The 16,220-nt window shown below is 65.6% G+C and carries 15 protein-coding genes; 5 read left to right on the top strand and 10 right to left on the bottom strand.

Annotated features, from left to right (window positions below):
• Positions 1–188: 188 nt before the first annotated feature.
• Positions 189–1,310 carry a tRNA 2-thiouridine(34) synthase MnmA gene (gene mnmA, locus CLU85_RS01085; RefSeq protein WP_100408669.1) on the bottom strand — a complete coding sequence of 374 codons (1,122 nt, stop codon included), beginning with the start codon at positions 1,308–1,310 and terminating at the stop codon, positions 189–191.
• 227 nt (positions 1,311–1,537) lie between these two features.
• Between mnmA and CLU85_RS01080 the strand changes: the two genes are divergently transcribed.
• The 4 genes from CLU85_RS01080 to CLU85_RS01065 all read left to right on the top strand — a co-directional run bounded on the left by CLU85_RS01080 (position 1,538) and on the right by CLU85_RS01065 (position 6,335).
• Positions 1,538–2,470, top strand: coding sequence for a LysR substrate-binding domain-containing protein (locus CLU85_RS01080; protein ID WP_100408668.1), 933 nt, complete (start codon positions 1,538–1,540; stop codon positions 2,468–2,470).
• 204 nt (positions 2,471–2,674) lie between these two features.
• The gene (gene tcuA / locus CLU85_RS01075; protein WP_100408667.1) at positions 2,675–4,147 is read left to right on the top strand and encodes an FAD-dependent tricarballylate dehydrogenase TcuA; all 1,473 of its coding nucleotides are present in this window, start codon (positions 2,675–2,677) and stop codon (positions 4,145–4,147) included.
• Positions 4,134–5,315, top strand: a complete 1,182-nt coding sequence (gene tcuB / locus CLU85_RS01070; RefSeq protein WP_100408666.1) for a tricarballylate utilization 4Fe-4S protein TcuB — start codon at positions 4,134–4,136, stop codon at positions 5,313–5,315. The genes tcuA and tcuB overlap by 14 nt, the downstream gene beginning before the upstream one ends.
• Positions 5,316–5,360: 45 nt before the next feature.
• On the top strand, positions 5,361–6,335 hold the full coding sequence (locus CLU85_RS01065; RefSeq protein ID WP_100408665.1) for a tripartite tricarboxylate transporter substrate binding protein: 975 nt from the start codon (positions 5,361–5,363) through the stop codon (positions 6,333–6,335).
• Between the two features lie 27 nt (positions 6,336–6,362).
• On the opposite strand, the gene CLU85_RS23575 is transcribed toward CLU85_RS01065, so the two are convergent.
• From CLU85_RS23575 to CLU85_RS01035, 6 genes are all read right to left on the bottom strand, one after another.
• Positions 6,363–8,054: a DUF692 family multinuclear iron-containing protein gene (locus tag CLU85_RS23575; RefSeq protein ID WP_157803897.1), complete on the bottom strand. Its 1,692-nt coding sequence runs from the start codon at positions 8,052–8,054 to the stop codon at positions 6,363–6,365.
• 145 nt (positions 8,055–8,199) lie between these two features.
• On the bottom strand, positions 8,200–8,493 hold the full coding sequence (locus CLU85_RS01055; protein ID WP_100408664.1) for a hypothetical protein: 294 nt from the start codon (positions 8,491–8,493) through the stop codon (positions 8,200–8,202).
• Positions 8,494–8,653: 160 nt separating this feature from the next.
• Entirely contained in the window at positions 8,654–9,142 is a 489-nt protein-coding gene (locus CLU85_RS01050) for an NUDIX hydrolase (protein WP_100408663.1), read from the bottom strand.
• Positions 9,143–9,177: 35 nt separating this feature from the next.
• Complete coding sequence (locus CLU85_RS01045; protein ID WP_100408662.1) at positions 9,178–9,678, bottom strand: GNAT family N-acetyltransferase; 501 nt, start codon at positions 9,676–9,678, stop codon at positions 9,178–9,180.
• 13 nt (positions 9,679–9,691) lie between these two features.
• Complete coding sequence (locus CLU85_RS01040; protein ID WP_100408661.1) at positions 9,692–10,396, bottom strand: riboflavin synthase subunit alpha; 705 nt, start codon at positions 10,394–10,396, stop codon at positions 9,692–9,694.
• Positions 10,397–10,746: 350 nt separating this feature from the next.
• Positions 10,747–12,102 (bottom strand): esterase-like activity of phytase family protein, encoded by a 1,356-nt coding sequence (locus tag CLU85_RS01035; protein WP_198509121.1) that lies wholly within the window; start codon positions 12,100–12,102, stop codon positions 10,747–10,749.
• Between the two features lie 238 nt (positions 12,103–12,340).
• Here CLU85_RS01035 and CLU85_RS01030 point away from each other — a divergent pair, with 238 nt between their 5' ends.
• The gene (locus CLU85_RS01030) at positions 12,341–12,592 is read left to right on the top strand and encodes a hypothetical protein (RefSeq protein WP_100408660.1); all 252 of its coding nucleotides are present in this window, start codon (positions 12,341–12,343) and stop codon (positions 12,590–12,592) included.
• Between the two features lie 24 nt (positions 12,593–12,616).
• Here the strand turns inward: CLU85_RS01030 and CLU85_RS01025 are convergent, their stop codons facing one another.
• The 3 genes from CLU85_RS01025 to CLU85_RS01020 all read right to left on the bottom strand — a co-directional run bounded on the left by CLU85_RS01025 (position 12,617) and on the right by CLU85_RS01020 (position 16,154).
• Positions 12,617–14,320: an NAD(P)-binding protein gene (locus tag CLU85_RS01025; RefSeq protein WP_100408659.1), complete on the bottom strand. Its 1,704-nt coding sequence runs from the start codon at positions 14,318–14,320 to the stop codon at positions 12,617–12,619.
• 12 nt (positions 14,321–14,332) lie between these two features.
• Entirely contained in the window at positions 14,333–14,467 is a 135-nt protein-coding gene (locus tag CLU85_RS23495) for a hypothetical protein (RefSeq protein ID WP_255409623.1), read from the bottom strand.
• 127 nt (positions 14,468–14,594) lie between these two features.
• Positions 14,595–16,154, bottom strand: coding sequence for a polyamine aminopropyltransferase (locus CLU85_RS01020; RefSeq protein WP_198509236.1), 1,560 nt, complete (start codon positions 16,152–16,154; stop codon positions 14,595–14,597).
• Positions 16,155–16,220: the final 66 nt, after the last annotated feature.

Here is a 16,220-nt window from a genome sequence, read left to right as displayed (position 1 = left end):
CCGGAAGGTGTGCTCCCACCCATGCGACGTCATATGCCTCGGTGGCATCTTCAAAATCGGAGCCATGGTGTTCGGGGAACATCGGGCGGTGTGCAGGCACTTGCGTGCTGCACGACAGCCCGCCTTGTCAAAGTGGTGCTGCGGCTGTCAGCCGCAACCACGTGCAACAGACCCGGCACACCCCACCCTCAAACCTCCGTACCAAAGATAACCCCGCCCCCCAGGCACACGTCGCCGTCATACAGAACCGCGCTTTGCCCAGGCGTCACCGCCCATTGCGCCTGCGGAAACTGCAACCTGAAATCGGCCTTGTCGGCGCTTACCACCGTGCATTTGGCATCCTGCTGCCTGTAGCGCGTCTTGGCGGCATAGATCCCCGGAGCCGGGGCGTGGCCTGATGTCCAGCTGGCATCCTGCGCATCGAGGGTGTGGGACAGCAACCAGGGATGGTCATGCCCTTGCACCACGCGCAGGGTGTTTTTCTCCAGCTCTTTACGGGCCACGAACCAGGGCTCATGCTCGCCGCCGCCGCGCTGCGCACCCTTTTCCTTGATACCGCCAATGCCCAGGCCCTGGCGTTGGCCCAGTGTGTAAAAAGACAGACCTACATGCTGACCCAGCTTGCGCCCCCGGTCATCCAGGATGGGCCCGGGCGCGTGGCTGATGTAGCGGTTCAGAAACTCGCGAAACGGCCGCTCGCCAATGAAGCAGATGCCGGTCGAATCCTTCTTCTTGGCATTGGGCAGGCCAATCTCTTCGGCAATGCGGCGCACCTCGGTCTTGTGCAACTCGCCCACAGGGAACAGCGTCTTGGACAGCTGCGCCTGGTTCAGGCGGTGTAAAAAGTAGCTCTGGTCCTTGCTCGGGTCCAACCCCTTGAGCAGCTCGTGCAGGCCCGTGGCCGGGTTGTGGCGCACGCGGGCATAGTGCCCCGTGGCAATTTTCTCGGCCCCCAGGCGCATGGCGTGGTCCAAAAAGGCCTTGAACTTGATCTCGGCATTGCACAGCACATCGGGGTTGGGCGTGCGGCCCGCCTGGTATTCGCGCAGAAACTCGGCGAACACACGGTCTTTGTAATCAGCCGCAAAGTTGACATGCTCGATCTCAATACCGATCACATCGGCCACGGCGGCAGCATCCACGAAGTCGATGTTGGACGAACAGTATTCGCTGTCGTCGTCATCTTCCCAGTTCTTCATGAAGATGCCGACGACCTCGTGGCCTTGTTGTTTGAGCAGGTGGGCGGTCACGGCCGAGTCCACTCCACCCGAGAGGCCGACGACAACGCGTTGTTTGATAGTGGCAGTCATTGGCCTGATTGTATTTTTTTAGCGCTTGCCGCCTTGGCAGGGGTTAAAGCGCGCTGTGCGCTGCGGGGGCATACCTGTGCGCGTTTTGGATAGGCCGCTCTGCAGAGCAGGCATTCCCTTCGGCACGCCGATGAGCGGCAACCGATTCATCGCCGTCCCCCTTCTACATCCTTTGCAATCCAAAAGCTGGCAAATCCACCCGCTCGACTGTGCGACCATCGCCCTCCATGGAACTGCGCCAACTCCGCTACTTCGTCCGGATCGTCGAACTCGGCTCGATGGGCCGCGCGGCGGTGGACCTCCACATGGTGCAGTCGGCGCTGAGCCAGCAGATCAGCCGCCTGGAGGGTGAATTGAGCACCCGGCTGCTGCAGCGCACCGCCAAGGGCGCGGTGCCGACGGAGGCGGGGCTGGCGTTCTTCCGCGAAGCGCAACTGGCGCTGCGCCATGCCGATCAGGCAGCGCGTGCCGCACAGCAGGCGCGGTTGACGGGGACGGTGAGTGTGGGCCTGGCGCCCACCACGGCCTCGGTGCTGGGCGTGCCGCTGATGCGGGCCATGCGCGAGCGCTACCCCGATGTGCGGCTGCACATGGTGGGCAGCCTCTCGGGCCACCTCTCCAACATGCTCAATGCGCGCCAGCTCGACCTGGCCGTGTTGTTTGATACCCAGCCTGCACGCCGCTGGAGTGTGCTGCCGCTGCTCGATGAACGCCTGTTTTTGATCCGCTCGGCCCAGCATGGCACGCGCACACCGCCGCTGGCTGGCAAGGTGGCGCTGGCGCAGCTTGGCGATGAGCCGCTGATCTTGCCCACCGGCCCGCATGGTTTGCGTAGCCGCCTGGACACGGCCTTCGCCCAGGCGGGCGTGGTGCCGCGCCTGGCCATGGAGATCGACTCGCTGGAGCTGCTGATGGACGCGGTGGACATGGGCCTGGGCAGCACCATCCAGCCCTGGGCGGCGGTGGGCCGCTATGCCGATGCGGCACAGCGCTTTGTGCTGGCCGAGATTGAGGATGGCCCCGCTTTTCGGCCTGCGGCGCTGTGCAGCTTGTCGGACGATGAACTCTCGCCCGCAGCCCTGGCTGCGCGCGTGGTGCTGGGCGACTGCGTGCGTGAGCTGGTGCAGTCGGGGCAGTGGGTGGGCGCAAGGCTTGTCTGAGGCCACCCCCCCCACCGTTCACGCTGAGCCTGTCGAAGCGCGGCGCAAGGCTTCGACAGGCTCAGCGTGAACGGTGGGGGGTGAATGGCAAGAAACACCCAACCCATCACGATCCGTGATGGGGCCATGCATTGGCAGGCTCTGCACAAACAGCGGTGTTCTTTCTACATTCGTGCCACCCATGAATGCAAAGAAGAACCGTAAATGCACCCCGATGTTTTGGTGATCGGTGGCGGCAACGCCGCCCTGTGCGCTGCGCTGATGGCCCGCGAGGCCGGGGCCAGCGTGCTGCTGCTTGAATCGGCCCCACGTGCTTGGCGCGGTGGCAATTCGGGCCATACGCGCAACCTGCGCTGCATGCACGATGCGCCGCAAGACGTGCTGGTCGATGCCTACCCCGAGGAAGAGTTCTGGCAAGACCTGCTCAAGGTGACCGGCGGGCTGACCAATGAGCACCTGGCGCGCCTGGTGATCCGTGAATCCAGCACCTGCCGCGACTGGATGCGCCGCCATGGCGTGCACTTTCAGCCCGCGCTGGCAGGCACGCTGCATGTGGCGCGCACCAATGCCTTCTTCATGGGCGGGGGCAAGGCGCTGGTCAATGCGTACTACCGCAGCGCCGAGGCGCTGGGCGTGCAGGTGCGCTACGAATCGCCGGTGGACCGTATTGAAATCGACAACGGCCGCTTCATCGCGGCGCACTGCACCGTGAACGGAAAGACCGAGCGCATCACGGCCAAGGCCTGTGTGCTGGCCGCAGGCGGGTTTGAATCCAACCGCGAATGGCTGCGCGAGGCCTGGGGCCAGAACGAGCGCGGCGAGTGGCCTGCGGACAACTTCTTGATTCGCGGCACGGCCTACAACAAGGGCGTGTTGCTCAAGCACCTGCTCGACGACCACGGCGCTGACCGCATCGGCGACCCCACGCAGGCGCACATGGTGGCCATTGATGCGCGCGCGCCGCTGTACGACGGCGGTATCTGCACGCGCATCGACTGCGTGTCGCTGGGCGTGGTGGTCAACCGCGAGGGTGAACGCTTTTACGACGAGGGCGAAGACTTCTGGCCCAAGCGCTATGCCATCTGGGGCCGCCTGGTGGCGCAGCAGCCGGGGCAGATTGGTTATTCGATCATCGACAGCAAGGCCATCGGCCGCTTCATGCCGCCTGTGTTTCCGGGCGTCAAAGCCGACACGCTGCCCGAGCTGGCGCAAAAGCTGGGCCTGCCTGTGGAGACCTTCATGCGCACGCTGAACGACTACAACACCGCCTGCCGCGTGGGCACGTTCGATCACACCGCGCTGGACGATTGCCACACCGAAGGCGTGGCGCCTGCCAAAACCCACTGGGCCCGCCGCATCGACACCGGGCCGTTCTACGGCTACGCGCTCAAGCCCGGCGTCACTTTCACCTACCTGGGCCTGCACACCGACGACACGGCCGCCGTGCGCTTCAACGACCAGCCCAGCCCCAACCTGTTTGTGGCGGGCGAAATGATGGCAGGCAACGTGCTGGGCAAGGGCTACACCGCGGGGGTGGGCATGAGCATTGGCACCGCGTTTGGCCGCATTGCGGGCACGAGTGCCGCTCAAGCCGCTTTGAAGTCAAAACAGCCTCTAGCGCCTATCAATAAAGCGCAAGCAGCTACAAATACAGGAGCAACTCATGCAAACGCTTGAAGCCCTGACCCGCGACGCCAAGGCGCTGGCCAACGGCGACATCGTGCTGTCGGCCCCCGAGTCTGAAGTGGCCCGCCAGCTGCAGATCTGCAACGCCTGCCGCTACTGCGAGGGCTTTTGCGCCGTCTTCCCCGCCATGACGCGGCGGCTGGAGTTTGGCAAGGCCGATATCCACTTCATCGCCAACCTGTGCCACAACTGCGGCGCCTGCCTGCACGCCTGCCAGTACGCGCCGCCGCACGAGTTTGCGGTGAACCTGCCGCAGGCCATGGCCCAGGTGCGTGGGCAAACCTATGCCGACTACGCCTGGCCCCCTGCGCTGGGCCAGCTCTACCATCGCAACGGCTTGACCCTGGTGCTAGCCTTGGTGGCGGGGCTCACGCTGTTCTTGCTGCTGGCGGTGGGGCTGCATGGCCAGGGCATCAGCGCGCTGTGGCAATCGCCAGCGGATGGCTTCTACGGCATCTTCCCCCACAACCTGCTGGTGGGCCTGTTTGCGCCGATGTTCCTGTTCGCTGTGCTGGCCCTGGGCCTGGGCGTGCGCCGCTTCTGGATCGATGTGACGCCCGCCACCAGCGGCGCGCCGATGAGCACGCCCGCCACGGCCGAGGCCACTGGTGCGGTACTGCGCCTCAAATACCTGGATGGCGGCCACGGCGACGGTTGCCACAACGAGGACGATGCGTACACCCTGTCGCGCAGGCGCATGCACCACCTCACGTTCTACGGCTTCATGCTGTGCTTTGCGGCCACCAGCGTGGCCACGCTGTACCACTACCTGCTGGGCGTGCCTGCGCCTTATGACCTGCCCAGTTTTCCGAAGCTGCTGGGCGGCGTGGGCGGCATCAGCCTGGCGATTGGCACCGCAGGCCTGTGGCGGCTGAACCTGCGCCGCCACCCCCAGCATGGCGATGCGGCACAAAAGCCCATGGACCGTGCCTTCATTGCGCTGCTGTTCCTAACCGCCACCAGCGGCCTGGCCCTGTGGGCGGCTCGCGGCAGCGCGGCCTTGCCCCTGCTGCTGTGCCTGCACCTGGGTGCGGTGATGGCGCTGTTTGCCACGCTGCCCTACGGCAAGTTTGCCCACGGCATTTTCCGCACCGCATCGCTGCTGCGCCACGCGGTGGAAAAGCGCCAGCCCAACCCCATTGGCCTGGGCGCCGACTGAGCCCTCGACTCCATCAAAAAACCATCCACGATGAAGGAGACCCCGATGAACAAACGCACCCTGCTGTACTGCGCCCTGGCGCTGGCCACCGTTCCCTTGACCTTTGGCGCTGCGGCGCAAGACTTTCCGCCCAAAAAGCCCGTCACGCTGGTCGTGGGCTTTGCGGCGGGCGGCGCGGCCGATGCGGCGGCGCGCCTGATTGCCAAGAAACTGGGCGAGAACATCGGCCAGTCGGTGGTGGTGGACAACAAGGGCGGCGCGGGTGGCAACATCGCTCACCAGTTTGTGGCCAATGCGGCGCCTGACGGCAGCGTGTTGTTGTTCGGCTCGGTGGGGCCGCTCACCATTGCGCCGCACCTGATGAAGTTGACCTATGACCCCTTCAAAGACCTGGCCCCGATCTCAGGCGGGGTGAACTTTCCCAACGTGCTGGTGGTGCACAAGGGCGCGGGCGTGAAGACGCTGGCCGAGTTTGTGCAGCTCTCCAAAAAGAAGCCCGGCAGTGTGGACTTTGCCTCTACCGGGGCAGGCTCTGCATCGCATCTGGCAGGCGAGTTGTTCAACCAGCGCGCAGGCATCGACATGACCCACGTGCCCTACAAGGGTGGTGCCCCGGCGCTGCAGGATTTGCTGGGTGAGCGCGTCACCTCGTACTTTGCCGCGCCGCCCACGGCGCTGCCGCACATCGAGGCGGGCAAGCTGATTCCGCTGGCGACCACGGGGCTCACACGGCCTTCGTACATGCCCAACATCCCCACGGTGGCCGAAGCCGGTTACCCCGGCTTTGAAGCACTCAACTGGTACGCCTTTGTGGCGCCGGGCAAAACCCCCGCGCCGCTGCTGGAGCAGTGGAACCGCGAAATCGTGAAGGTGCTGAACGACCCGGGCGTGAAAGAGGCGTTGAACAAGCACGGCCTTACGCCCCAGCCCACCACGCGGGCTGAGCTGATGGCGTTCATGAAGAAAGAGTCGGCCCAGTGGGCGGCCACCATCAAGGAACGCAAACTCACCGCAGAGTGATTTGCAGCGCTGGACGCGGTGCAGGGCCTAGGTGCCGCCAAGGGGGCCATGCTGACGCACCAAGCCGTCGTTCAGCAACTGCGCCAGCCATGGGCTGAGGACACTGGCGTCCCCGCTCCAGTGCCCCGCTTCGAGCAACGCGGCGCAAGCGTCTTGTACGGATGCCCCCGCGCGCAGGTGGCCTAGCCAGGTGGCCTGCGCGTCCTCTAGTGTCTGAAAGTGCGGTTGGTGCCCCTTGCGCCAGACCAGCAGTACAGTGGGGCCGGGCAGGGGGGTGGCCTCTGGCACATCGGTGTCGGTGTGGATGGCGTTCCACAGGCTCACCACGTTGGTCGTCACCGTGCGCAGCAAGGCGCTGGGGTGCAGCACCTCGCGCCGGGCGGTCCAGTCGCTGGCCGCCTGTGCGTTCGGGGTGTCGAGCGATGGCACATCCGCCCCATCAAAGCGGGTGCGCAGGTCCCAATCGAGCTGGGCCAGTTCGTGCAGTTCAGGGTTGTCGGGGTAGGCGGTGCGCAGTGCGTGCACCAGGCCTTCGCCGTAGCGGTTCAGGCTGCGTGTGCAGGGCGGGTGGGCCACGGCATAGTCGCGCGCATGGGCATCGAACGTGTCTGAGCCCATGTAGAGGTAAGTCTTGGCATAGGTGTCGGCCAGCACCTCGGCCAGCCGGGCGCGGTAGGCGTGGTGGTAGATGGGCAAGCGACCTGTGATGAGGTCGTCGGGCGTTGGCAGAGGCAGCGTGTTCGCCAGCACCCGGTCGGCAAAGTGGCGCTGCAGCGCTGCCAGCGGCCAGGGGTCCACTGCTGGGGCCAAAGTCATTTGGGCAGTGGCAGTGGCAGTGGCAGTGGCGGAGGCGGAGGCGGAGGCGGAGGCGGAGGGCTGGGGCACCTCCACATGCTCGGCCGCTATGCGCCGCGCCATCGCCATTTCATCGAGCAGCTCGGCCAGCGGGGGGATGTGGTCGTCGCGCTCGATCATCGCGGCCACGGCGCCAAAGCGCTGGCAGGCCTGGGCGTACAAGTCCCACACCGGCTGCGCCACCGGATGGTCGTGCGTGTCGATGATGTGGTCGCCGTTGTCGCTGTGCCCGGCTAGATGGATCTGCTGCACGCGGTGGGCGGGCAGGGCGTGCAGGTAGGTCAGCGGGTCAAAGCCGTGGTTCACGCTGCTCACGTAGATGTTGTTCACATCCACCAGCAGCAGGCAGTCGGCCTCTTGCGCAATGTGGGCCAGAAACTGCCATTCGCTGGCGCTGTCGTGCCGGTAGCGGATGTAGCTCGACACATTCTCCAGCACCAGCCTGCGGCCCAGCAGGTCTTGCGCTTGGCGGATTTGCGCAATCACATGCCGTGCGGATTCGTCGGTATAGGGCAGCGGGTACAGGTCGTGCAATTGCTCGGGGCCGGGGCCCGTCCAGCACAGGTGGTCGGACACCCACAGCGGCTCGATGCGGTCGGCCAGCGCCTTCACGCGCTGCAGGTAGGCCACATCCACGCCCTGCGCGGCGCCAATCGACATGGCCACACCATGCATAGCCACCGGGTAGTCGCGCCGGATGGCGTCGAGCATGGCCAGCGGTTTTCCGCCGTCGATGAGGTAGTTGTCGGTGATGATTTCCAGCCAGTCCAGCGGCTGCTGGCGGGCCAGAAAATCGGCGTAGTGCTGCGTGCGCAGCCCCAGGCCAAAGCCTGTGCCGCGCGTGGCGATGGGGTTGTGTGTCATGGCTGAAAGATCCGCTGCCCAAGGCGCATCGCGCCCCATGAGACCTATGAAACGGTTACGGCCAAGGCGAGTACCCCCGCGCAAGGGCCGCCCCGCCGCGCTGGGGGCGTCCCCCTTGGGGGAAGGCGCGAAGCGACTCAGGGGGTTAGCTCTTGATGTCGCCGATGGTGCCCTTGTCCATCAGGCATTGGGCAGCCGTCTTGGCCTTGAAGCCGTGACCTTTGCAGGCATTCTGGCCCTTGCAGCCGTGCTCGGCGGTGGAGCAGTCGCTGTTGCCCTTGCAGTCGTGCACGTTGTAGCAATGCACGGTGTCGTTGGCACCAATGGCGGCGCCCTTGGCACCCTTGGGCAGATCGGCGGCAAAGCTGGTGGAGGCCAGTGCCAGCAGGGCAGCGGTCAGGGCGAAAGAGGCGGTGGACTTGGCTTGGGTAGACAGCATGGTGAACTCCGTAACGGTGAGGGGTGAATCAAGGGTGGGTAGATCACGTGGCACATTGCCGCGCGCTCTGCCTTGTAATTCGCCTCCGGGAGGCTACGGGTTACATGCAGTGCAAAAAAATGTCAGCCACCAGGCAGCCTGCCGGCCGCCACTGCGCCGCTCACTGCGCAACAGGCTCGGTGACCGAACTGTCGGTGTGCACCAGCGTCAGTGGAAAACGCTGGCCTGCCAGATAGTCCTCCAGGCAACGCAGCAACAAGGGGCTGCGGTGCCGCTCAGGGCAGGCACGTATCTCGTCGGCCGTGAGCCACAGCGTGCGCACGATGCCAGTGTCCAGGGTGCGCCAATCATGGTGCGTGCCCAGCGTGCCCGCAAATGCAAAACGCATGTAGGTGAGGTCTTCACCCGTGCGCGTCTTGGTGAAGCGATTGAGGTACACGCCAAGCAGCGCCGTGGGCACAAAATCGTGGGCGGTTTCTTCCAGCACCTCGCGCGCGCAGGCCTGGATGGGAGACTCGCCAGGGTCCAGGTGGCCTGCGGGGTTGTTGAGCTTGAGGCCGTCGGTGGTCTCTTCCTCGACTAGCAGAAAGCGGCCATCGCGCTCGATGAGGGCGGCCACGGTGACGTTGGGTTTCCAGCGGTGGGGCATGGCGCGCATTATGACGAGGGACGATGACGCGGCACCTACAGGCTGCGCACCATGTACACCGCGCCTTCGCCATAGCCGCCAAGCCCCGCACGTTGGGTTGCATCGTCCAGCGGTTGCGGCGCGTAACCCTGGCGCTCCCAGTAGGTCTGTGAGCCCTGCACCGACACCAGCGCGGAGTGCCGCATTCCTTGTTCTACGGCCTGGGCCCACAGCGGCTGCAGCAGCGCGCGCGCCAGGCCTTGCCCCGCGCAGGCGGGCAACACGGCCATGTCGTGCAGGTACAGGGTGTCGGGCCGCGCCACCGCCTCAAAGTCGCCATGCAGCGGGGTGATCTTGCCCCACGCGGTGCGGTACGCGGCCAGGTACGCACACATCTGACCATCGCGCTCCAGCACCAGCGAGCAGTTGGCGGGGCTGGCCAGGCGGCGGGCAAACACCTCGCCACCCTCCACAAAACCGTCGCCATAACAGGTGCGTTGCACGGCCAGCAAATCGGCGAGGTCGCTCAACGCCAACGGGCGCACCACCACGGACATGGGAGCAATCGGGTCAGTGCGGCAACACGGGCGCCTGCACAAAGTCGTCGAGCGACAGGCCCTTTTCTTTCAGCAGCGCCTCCAGCACGGGCTGCAAGCGGCCCAGGCTCTCCTGCACGGCCTCACGCACGGTGTCCACCACCACCTGGGTGCTGCGCTCGATCTCGATGTTCAGGCGGTCGCCCACCTGCTTGTTCTCAAACACGGTGGCGCGGCGCGTTTCGGGGATCATCCAGATCTCGAACCAGCCCTCTTGCCGGTTCACCTCGGCCACTGTCAGGCTGGCGCCGTGGATGGCGATGTAACCCTTGGCGAAGACATAGCGGCGAAAGGCCTCGGGCACCGCCACGCGCCACACCAGGTTGTTGTCGAACTCGCGGCGCTCGATGAGCGTGCCGGTGAAGTCCACATGGCCCGACAGCGGGTGGCCGCCGATCTCGGCGCCGTCCTTGGCCGCGCGCTCCACGTTCACGCGGTCGCCCTGCGCGTAGCTGCCCAGCGTGGTGATGTTCAGGCTTTGCAGCATCACATCGAAGTTGGCCTGCGTGGGCGAGAGGATGTCGGTGACCGTGAGGCACACGCCGTCGGTGGACACGCTGGCACCGATGGCCAGGTCCTGGCAGAAGCCCTCGGGGAAATCGAGCGTGAAGGTGCGCAGGCCTGCGCGGTCGTGGATGGCGGCAATGCCTGCCGTGGCTTGGACGATGCCTGTGAACATGGTGGCGCGGCTTTTGGAGCTTAGGAACGGGAACCGGGAATTTTGCCACCCGCAGCATTCAAAGGTATCCCAAGGGTTGGAGCCCCCACACACCGGTCTTTCCGGGGCATCGCACCCGTCTGCAGCGCTCAAAACTGGCGCGACCCAGGCCAGGGCAGCAGGGCAAGGGCCGCCAAGCAGTCTGGGCGGCGCTTCGCTTGCGTGCTCCGGCTGCGTCCCCCTGCCCGCGCGCAGCGCGAGAGCGGGGGCTGAGGGCCGCGGCTCCAAGCCTGCCGACGCAGGCTTGGACGGCATGAAGAGCTGCCGCCTCTGGCGGCTGCGCCGAGGCGCGCGCTCAGGGGGGGTGCCGCTTACCTTGCGCGGAGCAACTCGCCCACTTCGAGCAGCACCAGCTCGTTGTCGTCCGCCTTGTTCGGATCGCGGCTGCTGCTGAAGGGCAGGTTGTTGTCGTTACCCACCACGATGTGGGTAGCGTCCACCACATCCACGTTCTCGATGGTGAAGAACGGGAAGGTCAACACGCCGTTGTTCAGGGGTTTCTTGGCCAGGCGCTGCGGGTCCTGGATGTTCATGAGGTCGATGTAGCCCACCTTGCGGATCTCGGCGCCCACGTTGGCGTCGCTCATCTCGACCTTGTAGACGCGCTTGAATTTGGCAAGGTCGTGGAAGCAATCCGTGCGCTTCTGGTCTGCGGGGCAGGCCTTGTCGGCCGTGCCTTCGCCATTGTCGCGCTCGATGATCAGGCCCGTGGTGCCGTCAATCATGTTGAAGTCGCCAATCGCGTGGTGGTTCGCCTCCAGCACGTACTTCCAGTGGCGGCCCGTCCACTGCTCAGACTTCACATCGAACTCCAGCACGCGCAGGTACTGCTTGCCGCCCACGTTTTCATAGGCCTTGGCCTCCTCGTTCCACAGCGCGCCTTCGAGCAGCGCGTAGAGCTTGCTGCCGTCCTTGCTGGACGCCATGCCTTCGTAGCCCTTGGAGCGCTTGACCTCAAACGGCGTGGGCTTGGCATCCGGCGCGCCGGGCAACAGCACGCCCGGGGCATCGGGCGAGCGCACCACCTTGCCGTCGACCTTGGTTTCGAACACGCCCAGCACCTTGCCATTCAGGTCGGCCTTGATGAGGTAAGGGCCAAACTCCTCGCCGATCCACAGCGCGCCACCGGCGAACTGAAAACTTTCAGGGTCGAAGTCCGCGCCGGTCAGGTAGCGCTTGTCGGTGCCCTCGTGGGTGATGCGAAACGGCACCTTCTTGTCGGGGTCGTGCAGAAACACCGTGTTCTTGCGGTTGAAGTGGCCCGTCTTGAAGTCCACGGTGTAGTGGTTCAGGTAGAGCATGAAGTCGGGTGAATTGGCCTTGGAGCCCGCGCCGTTGTCGGTGAGGATCCAGAACGAGCCATCGGCCATGCGCTTGATGCCCGAGTGGCCCTGGACAGGCTGGCCCTTGAAGGGCAGCGACACGCCCGTGTCACGCCCGCCCGACTGGCCCATCACGCTGCCCACGGTGTCCACACGGCGGGGCGTGGTGAACTTGCCGCTGACCTGCAGGTCTGGTGGTGCGTCCTTGGGAGCCGCAATCACCGTGAGAGCCGGCAGTACGGCATGGCCCGCCAGCGTGGCCGGGTAGGCCTGCTGGGCCAGGGCAGAGGAAGAAACGGCGCACAGCAGCGCAGCACTGGTGGCGAGGAGAGAAAGTCGGGACATGTTCGCGATGGATAAAGCCAAAACGAGCACGATGCCGTGCCCGTGTGACGCCACCATGAAAGGCCTGCGCCAAGAAGTGCGCGGCCCACACCCAGGGCCGCCCGGCCACCGCCTCCATCCCATCCAACCGCGCCCGCCACCATGCGCAGCAAGGCGGCCCCCCTGCGGTAGGGACCTTTTTCTGCCGCAGGGGATCACACCAGCCTCATCGCCCACCCCGCAACACCTGCCCGCCCCCATGGACACCCTCTCAGCATTGCAATCCCTCGGCCTGGAGCTGCCCAGCCCGGCCTACATCGTGGGCGCCATCGTGTTTGGCCTCATCGGCATGGCGGCGTATGGGTACGGTAAAAAATCCCCGCATCGCCGCGCGCGCTGGTGGGGGGTGGCGCTGATGGTGTACCCCTATGCCGTCTCAGCCACCTGGCTGCTGTATGCCGTGGGGGCAGGGTTGTGCCTGGGCCTGTGGTGGGATGTGCAGCGCGGGTGATGGCCCGGTGATGGTGAAGGGCCGTCAACCCACCGACACCAGGCCCGCGCCATGCCCGCGCGTGAACGCCTCTTCAAACACCGAATAGCCCGACCAATCGCTGTGCGCAAACGACAGGCGCTCGGTGGCGGGTGTGGGAATGGGGCGATTTTGCTCCCCATTTGATAGCTGCTTGCGCTTGATATACCTGCGCTGCAGGCCGATTTTGCTTAAATACTGCACCAGCCCTGGCGTGGGGATCGCCATGGCATGGCCGTAGCGCGTGATGTCCACCCGCGTGGCGCGCTGGCGCAGTTCGGGGTGGGGCACCGACAGCGCGCCCAGCACCGCGTCCGCCCAGTGTTGCCACGGCAGGGAAGCCAGCTGCTGACGGCCGTCCGGCACGTCACCCAGGGCCTGGTAGTAGCTCAGCACCGTGGGGCCGGTGAGTGCGGCGCGTGGGTCCAGGCGCTGGTGGCCCGCGTTCACATAGCCCAGGCCGCCAGCGGTGGGGTCGGCATACAGCACGTTGTCCCACGCGGGCGCAGCACCGGGGCGGTCTGCCAGCGGGCTGTCGATGTGAATGTTGGCCACGAGCCAGGGTGCCCACGACAGGCGCTGCGCCGCCCCCGTGAGGAAGGCCGGCGGGCTCTGCACCACCCGCGCCGCCACCAACACCGGCAGCGCCACGACGCAGCGCGGCGCCTGCCAGCGCTCCACGTTGCCCGTGGAGTGGTTGAAGGCATCCACCTCCACGCCGTGGCGGGTTTCGGTGATGCGCAGCACGCTGGTGCCAGTGCGCAGCTGGCCGCCCGCGCGCAGGGGTTCGGCCAGTCGCTGGGTGATCCAGCCGTTGCCTTCAGGCCACGTGAGCACGCTTTCGCGGGCTTCGTCCACGGCCTCGCCCGGCGCATGAAAACCGTGGCGGCTGGCAAAGTAGTGGATGCCTGCCCAGGCCGACACCCGGTCGGCCCCGGCACCGTAGTCGTCGCGGCAGCAGTAGTCCAGATACCAGCGCAAGTGGGCGTCATCCAGTCCCTCTTGTGCCAACCATTTATCAAAAGTAATAGCATCCAGCACTTGATGTGACGGCGCTAGCGGGTGTTTTGTATCCCACAATGTCAAGGCAGGCATGGCAAACCGCGCAGCGCGGATCTGCGCGTCCACGGCCTGGGCAAAGCGGCGGTACTGCGCCAGCGTGGCGTCGCCCACGCCCTGCACGGGCAGCAGGCCTTCCTGCCATTCACCGTCGAAGAACAGGCGCTCTTGCGGGCTGTGGCACAGGTGGCGCTCGTCGTATTGCCAACGCCCCGACACGCGGCGACGCAAGCCCAGTTCTTCAAGAAGGTCTTGCACCTCGCGGGCATCGTCACCGGGCACCGGCAGGTAGTGAGCCCCTTGCGGGCAGGCAATGCCGTTCACGGCGCCACCCCGGCTGTTGCCGCCCGGGGTGTCCTCCAGCTCCAGCAGCGCAAAGTCTTCTACCCCCGCCAGCCGCAGCGACCGCGCCGCAGCCAGCCCCGCTACGCCACCGCCCGCGATGATGACCTGCGCACGCCGCACCACGGCGGGATCGGGCAACCGGCCGGTGGTGAGCAGGTCACGCAGTTGGTGGCCACGGGCCATGTCAATGCCGGTGAAGCCGCCGTCCAGTGGCGGTGTGGCGCGCTGGCAACCGCCCAAGACGGCGGCGGCCAGGGCGGTAGCGCCGGTCACGAACTGGCGGCGTTGCAGGGTCCATGCGGTCATGCCATCGTCCCGTCAATCGGCCCAGCGGGCGCGAACCTCCAGCAACTGCGGCAGCAGCGGCGCGAACAGCACCACCAGCCAGGGGTCGTGTTGCGCCCAGAGCAAGGGGTAGGGCAGCGCGTTACTCAGAAAAAAATGGTCCAGCATGGAATCTGCTTGCGGCAATCAGGTCATGGCGAGGTTGTTGTCGGATTGTCAGCCAGCAGAGACTGGCGGTACCAGTACCCCCCCAATGCCCTCAGCGGCGGTCCATGCACTCAGTGTGCCGCCCAGCTCAATGCGCCACGACCTTGCCCCATTCGCGCTCATAGGTATGCACCAGCGCCTGGTTGGACAGGCGGTTCACCTCGGCAGGCACGCGCGCCATGTCGAGCGGAAAGTCGAACAGCAGCGGCAACGAGGGCAGGCTCAAGAAGCGCAGGTCACCCGGTAACGCCTCGGGCAACCGCCAGGGTCGGCGGCTGGCAATGACATAGCCCCATTCGCCAAAACTGGGCACATGGGCGTGGTACGGCGCTGTAGACAAGCCCACCGATTCGATGGTCTGCGCCACCGTCCAGTAACTTTGCCGCGCCACCAGGGGCGATGTGGTCTGCACTACCGCATAGCCGCTGGCCGCCAGGCGCTTGTCGAGCAGCGCATAAAAGCTGTTGGTGTAGAGCTTGCCGATGGAAAAATTGGTGGGGTCAGGGAAGTCGACCACGATGACATCGAAAGTGTCTGTGCCCTGTTGCAGCCAGCCAAAGGCGTCGGTGTTGACGATCTTCACCTTGGGGTTTTGCAAGGCGTTGCCGTTCAGCCGCGCCAGGGTGGGGTTGTCGGTGAAGATCTTGGTCATGGCCGGGTCCAGCTCGACCAGCGTGACCGATTCGACCGATGGGTACTTCAGGATCTCGCGCACGGCCATGCCGTCGCCACCGCCCAGCACGGCCACCCGCTTGGGCGCGCCGTGGGCCGCCATGGCGGGGTGCACCAGCGCCTCGTGGTAGCGGTACTCGTCCGACTCCGAAAACTGCAAATTGCCGTTGAGGTACAGGCGATGGCCATAGCGGCCCTGGGTGACCACAATGCGCTGGTAGGGTGTTGCGGTGGTGAAAACGATGCGGTCCTGGTAGAACTTGTCCTCCGCAAAACTGGTGATCTGATCGGCCCCCGCCAGCCCCGCCAGCAGCAGCCCCGCCACCATCATGCAGGCCAGCAGGTGCGCCTTGAGGCGCCGCAGCTCGTGCCGAAACAGCCACACGGCCCACAACGCCACGGCTGCATTCATCAGGCCGAACAACAGGCCGGTGCGGATGAGCCCCAGGTGTGGCACCAGCAGCAACGGAAACGCCAGCGACACTGCCAGCGCGCCCAGATAGTCGAACGTGAGCACCTGTGAGACCAGGTCCTTGAGCGCCACATTGCGCCGGAGAATGCGCATGACCAGCGGAATCTCCAGCCCCACCAGCGTACCCACCATGAACACCATGCCGTACAGCAGCAATCGGAAGGCCCCGGGCGTGTAGGCATTGGCCAGGAACAGCGTGGCGGGCAGGGCGCCGCCGATCAGCGCTACCAGCAGCTCGATGCGCAAGAAATGCGCGGGCAACTGCCGCTCAAAGTACCGAGACAACCACGAGCCCACACCCATGGCGAACAGGTAGGTGCCGATGATGGTGCTGAACTGCAGCACCGAGTCGCCCAGCACATAGGACGCGAGAGCACCCGCCGCCAGCTCGTACAGCAGCCCACAGGCGGCCACAACAAACACGCTGGCCAGCAGGGCAACATCAATGGGGCGGGCGCCAGTGGCAGCCACCTGCGTCGCAGTGGGGGACGCGGGAGAAGGCAGGTCTGAGGACAAGGCAATCGTCAGCGCGCCCGTCGGGGTGCGCTGCTTCGTTCATTCAGGCAAAAA

The organism is Acidovorax sp. 69, assembly GCF_002797445.1.
Classification (GTDB): Bacteria; Pseudomonadota; Gammaproteobacteria; order Burkholderiales; family Burkholderiaceae_C; genus Acidovorax.
The sequence above is the reverse complement of the archived record's forward strand: the minus strand, read 5'-3'. Positions and strand labels throughout refer to the sequence as shown.

Coding starts and splice junctions, on each gene's coding strand:
- mnmA (WP_100408669.1), bottom strand. CDS start 1,310: ATGACTGCCACTATCAAACAACGCGTTGTCGTCGGCCTCTCGGGTGGA.
- CLU85_RS01080 (WP_100408668.1), top strand. CDS start 1,538: ATGGAACTGCGCCAACTCCGCTACTTCGTCCGGATCGTCGAACTCGGC.
- tcuA (WP_100408667.1), top strand. CDS start 2,675: ATGCACCCCGATGTTTTGGTGATCGGTGGCGGCAACGCCGCCCTGTGC.
- tcuB (WP_100408666.1), top strand. CDS start 4,134: ATGCAAACGCTTGAAGCCCTGACCCGCGACGCCAAGGCGCTGGCCAAC.
- CLU85_RS01065 (WP_100408665.1), top strand. CDS start 5,361: ATGAACAAACGCACCCTGCTGTACTGCGCCCTGGCGCTGGCCACCGTT.
- CLU85_RS23575 (WP_157803897.1), bottom strand. CDS start 8,054: ATGACACACAACCCCATCGCCACGCGCGGCACAGGCTTTGGCCTGGGG.
- CLU85_RS01055 (WP_100408664.1), bottom strand. CDS start 8,493: ATGCTGTCTACCCAAGCCAAGTCCACCGCCTCTTTCGCCCTGACCGCT.
- CLU85_RS01050 (WP_100408663.1), bottom strand. CDS start 9,142: ATGCCCCACCGCTGGAAACCCAACGTCACCGTGGCCGCCCTCATCGAG.
- CLU85_RS01045 (WP_100408662.1), bottom strand. CDS start 9,678: ATGTCCGTGGTGGTGCGCCCGTTGGCGTTGAGCGACCTCGCCGATTTG.
- CLU85_RS01040 (WP_100408661.1), bottom strand. CDS start 10,396: ATGTTCACAGGCATCGTCCAAGCCACGGCAGGCATTGCCGCCATCCAC.
- CLU85_RS01035 (WP_198509121.1), bottom strand. CDS start 12,102: ATGTCCCGACTTTCTCTCCTCGCCACCAGTGCTGCGCTGCTGTGCGCC.
- CLU85_RS01030 (WP_100408660.1), top strand. CDS start 12,341: ATGGACACCCTCTCAGCATTGCAATCCCTCGGCCTGGAGCTGCCCAGC.
- CLU85_RS01025 (WP_100408659.1), bottom strand. CDS start 14,320: ATGACCGCATGGACCCTGCAACGCCGCCAGTTCGTGACCGGCGCTACC.
- CLU85_RS23495 (WP_255409623.1), bottom strand. CDS start 14,467: ATGCTGGACCATTTTTTTCTGAGTAACGCGCTGCCCTACCCCTTGCTC.